This window comes from Phenylobacterium sp. (assembly GCF_037968635.1).
GTDB lineage: Bacteria > Pseudomonadota > Alphaproteobacteria > Caulobacterales > Caulobacteraceae > Phenylobacterium.
Genome location: NZ_JBBKVV010000026.1, coordinates 1 through 3495, shown reverse-complemented (window position 1 = coordinate 3495; position 3495 = coordinate 1). Strand labels below are relative to the sequence as shown.

General features: G+C 68.7%; 3 protein-coding genes. 2 read left to right on the top strand and 1 reads right to left on the bottom strand.

What is annotated here, in order from left to right; genetic code table 11:
- The coding region (locus tag AAC997_RS02870) for a methyl-accepting chemotaxis protein (protein WP_340644195.1) at positions 1-1845 on the bottom strand (1845 nt) is incomplete at its 3' end.
- A 296-nt stretch (positions 1846-2141) separates the two neighbouring features.
- Here AAC997_RS02870 and rpiB point away from each other — a divergent pair.
- Entirely contained in the window at positions 2142-2585 is a 444-nt protein-coding gene (gene rpiB, locus AAC997_RS02865; RefSeq protein ID WP_340644194.1) for a ribose 5-phosphate isomerase B, read from the top strand.
- 232 nt (positions 2586-2817) lie between these two features.
- Entirely contained in the window at positions 2818-3390 is a 573-nt protein-coding gene (locus AAC997_RS02860; protein ID WP_340644193.1) for a hypothetical protein, read from the top strand.
- Positions 3391-3495 lie beyond the last annotated feature (105 nt).

Below are 3495 nucleotides of genomic sequence, written 5' to 3'. Positions count from 1 at the left end.
GGCAGGGGCTGCGATGCGGCGGGCCGGGGCGGTGGGGACGCGGGCGGTGGGGCGGACCGCGATCCCGGCGGCGCCGACGTCGAACCTGTTGATCAGGGTCATGAGGCTGTCGGCCTCATTGCGCAGCGAGTGGCCGGCGGCGGTGGACTGCTCGACCATGGCCGCGTTCTGCTGGGTCATCTGGTCCATCTGGGTGACGGCGGTGTTGACCTGATGCAGGCCGGTGGCCTGTTCCTGGGCGCTGGCGGCGATCTCGGAGACCACGCCGTTGATCTGCGAGATCTGCACGGCGATGCGTTCCAGGGCCGTGCCGGTCTCCCCCACCAGGGCCACGCCTTCATTGACCTGGGCGGTGGAGGCGCTGATCAGCGCCTTGATCTCCTTGGCGGCTTCGGCGGAGCGCTGGGCCAGGGCCCGGACCTCGGAGGCGACGACGGCGAAACCGCGGCCCGCCTCGCCGGCGCGGGCGGCCTCGACCCCGGCGTTCAGGGCCAGGAGGTTGGTCTGGAAGGCGATCTCGTCGATGACGCCGATGATCTGGCTGATCTCCTGGGCCGAGGCCTCGATCTTGCCCATGGCCTCGACAGCGGCGGCCACCACCTCGGCCGAGCGGCCGGCGTCCGACGTGGTCTTGGAGACCACGTCGCGGGCGTGGGCGGCGCCCTCGGCAGTGCGGGTGACGGTGGCGGTGATCTCTTCGAGCGCGGCCGCGGTCTCTTCCAGGCCGGCGGCCTGCTGCTCGGTGCGGCGCGACAGGTCGTCGGAGGCCTGGGAAATCTCGTTGGCGCCGTTGCGGATGCCGCCGCTGGAACTGGCGATCCCGGCCATGGCGTCCTGCAGCTGGCTGACCGCCAGATTGAAGTCGCTCTGCAGCTGCTGGTACTCGGCCGCCACGCTCTCGCTCAGGCGGGCGGTGAGGTCGCCGCCGGCCAGGCGCTGAAGTTCGCGGCCCATGGCCTCGACGACGGTCTTCTGGGCCAGACCCGAGGCCTCGAAGGCCGCCTCCATCTCCTTGAGCTTGCGGTCCAGCTCGGCCTGGAAGTTGGCGGCCTCGGCGGCCAGCTTCTCGCGCTCGATGCTGTTATCCTTGAACACCAGCATGGCCGAAGCCATCTCGCCGATCTCGTCGGCGCGGCCGACGGCGGGCACCACGACGCTGTTGTCGCCGCCCGACAGCCGGCGCATGGCGCTGGTCATGGCCTGGAGCGGACGCGAGACGCCGCCGATGACGATCCTGAAGCCGAAGGCCAGGATGCCGGCGGCGGCCAGGCCAAGGCCCCCCATCAGCAGGTGGAACATGCCGGCGGCCTGGCGGGCCGCGGCGCCCTCGGCGCGGGCGGCGGTGATCTGCAGATTGACCAGGGCGCTGACCTTTTCGGTCACCGGCTCGATGGCGGGGTACATTTCGCCGGCCGTGAAGGCCTCCAGACCGGCCTGGTCCTGGGCCGAGAGCAGGCCCTCCAGCTTGGTCACCGCGGCGTCGGCGCCGGACATGGCGGCGGTCACGCCCTGGGCCAGGGTGGTCTCCTCGGGGGTCATGCTGGTCTGGGCATAGGCGGCCCAGGACTTGTGGAGGGCGGCGGTGGCGGTATCGACGCTGGCCTGGCCGTCGGCCCAGGCGAGCTGGCCGGAGCGGACCTTCCAGGCGGTGTCGACGACGCTGACGGCGTACATGTCGCTGACGGTCTTCAGCTGCTCCATCGGGACCACCCGGTCATCGACGATGGAGGCGATCTTGGCGTTGGCCAGGTCCAGGGCCAGCCAGCCGCACAGGGCGATGACGATGAGGGCTGCGCCCAGGGCGCCGATGGAGAAGGTCAGCTTGGCCTTGATCGTCTTCAGCATCGGCGGAGGTTCTTTGAGGCTTGCCGCCACACCGGGCGGACGGTGGAAGAAACCCCGCTGAGATCAGGGTAAACGCTGGGTAAACCGCCTAGGCTTCGCCGCTGAAAAATCGGTTAACGCACAACGGCGTTCTTTCACTCCGGCTGTGACCGATTGTCCGGGGGTGGGTCCCGGGCGCCATGACCGCGGGCGCGGCGGCTGCTATCCTTTCAAAGGCCGGACGCTGGCGAACCCAAGGCGCCTGACCCCGCCCGGCCGGGCCGCCACATCAAGCTTGGGAACGGGACGACCGCTTCATGACCGACCGCATCGTCCTGACCAGCGACCACGCCGCCATCGCGTTGCGACAGGCGATCGCCGTCCATATCGCCGCGCAAGGCTGGACGGTGGTGGACATCGGCCCGACGACCCACGAGAGCACCCCCTATCCCGAGCACGGCGCGGCGGCGGGCGCGCGGGTCGCCTCGGGCGATTGCCGGTTCGGCATCATCCTGTGCGGCACCGGCCAGGGCATCATGATGGCCGCCAACAAGGTCAAGGGCGTCCGCTGCGGCGTCTGCGCCGACACCTTCTCGGCCCGCATGATCCGCCAGCACAACGACGCCAACATGCTGTCGATCGGCGCCCGAGTGGTGGGCGAGGGCCTGGCGCTGGACATCGTCGACGCGTTCCTGGCGGCCCCGTTCGAGGGCGGGCGGCACGCGACGCGGGTGGAGATGATCAGGGCGCTGGAGGGGTAGGGGACTGGTTCTGGTTGTGGCGCAGGGCGAGTGTGTCGGGGGGATTGGTGGTGTTGTTGGCCTATTTCGGGGAGGGGCCGTAATTCCGATTGCAGATCATTCAAAGGGCAATTCGGAGGAGAATTAAATGCACTGTCACCGTTATTCCCCGACCAGCCGTTTCCGTTTGACTTGTTTGAGCGCCATCCGTCCACTGGCTGTCGGGCGGCAAGCCCCGGAGAGGACGACAGGGATGAGCAGATCGGGATTTCTTGGCGCCACGGCGGCTGGCGCGGCCTTGAGCTTGGTGTTCGCCGGTGCGGCGACCGCCCAGCCCGAACTGCCCTCCTGCAAGAACAAGCAGAAGGTCAGCCTGGTCATCAATACCGATACAACCTCGGGCTGGACCGTGAACGGCGCTCCGGTCGTCGTTGTTTCCAACGGCGCCTGGGCCAACGCCTCGCCGGCAGCCTGGATCGGTCCAACGGCTATCAGCCCGCCCGCCACGCTGACCTACAAGATCACCTTCGCCACGCCCTACCTGCACGGGCCGATGTCGGTGCAGGCCAGGTGGGCGGCGGACAACTGCGGCCAGTCGTTGAAAGCCGGCAGCGGGCCGCTGGTGTCGACCGGCGCCTGCGCCGTCGCGCCCGCCCCGAACGGCAAGGACTTCCTGGCGTTAAATCACGTGACCAACGCCCAGTTCGCCCAGGCCGACAGCACGGGCACGACCGCCAGCCTGGTCTTCGTCGTCAGCAACGTGAAATGGAGCCCGGCGGGACTGGCTGGTATCTTCACCATCACTGCCAACTGTGTTTTGTCGTGAGCAGCGGCGGGGGCTAGCCCAGCAACTCTGGCCAAGCCTTCGTCAGGGGCGCCAAGTCGAAATAGTCGCGCCAAAGCACGATGAGGCCATCCCGCTCCTCTTAGA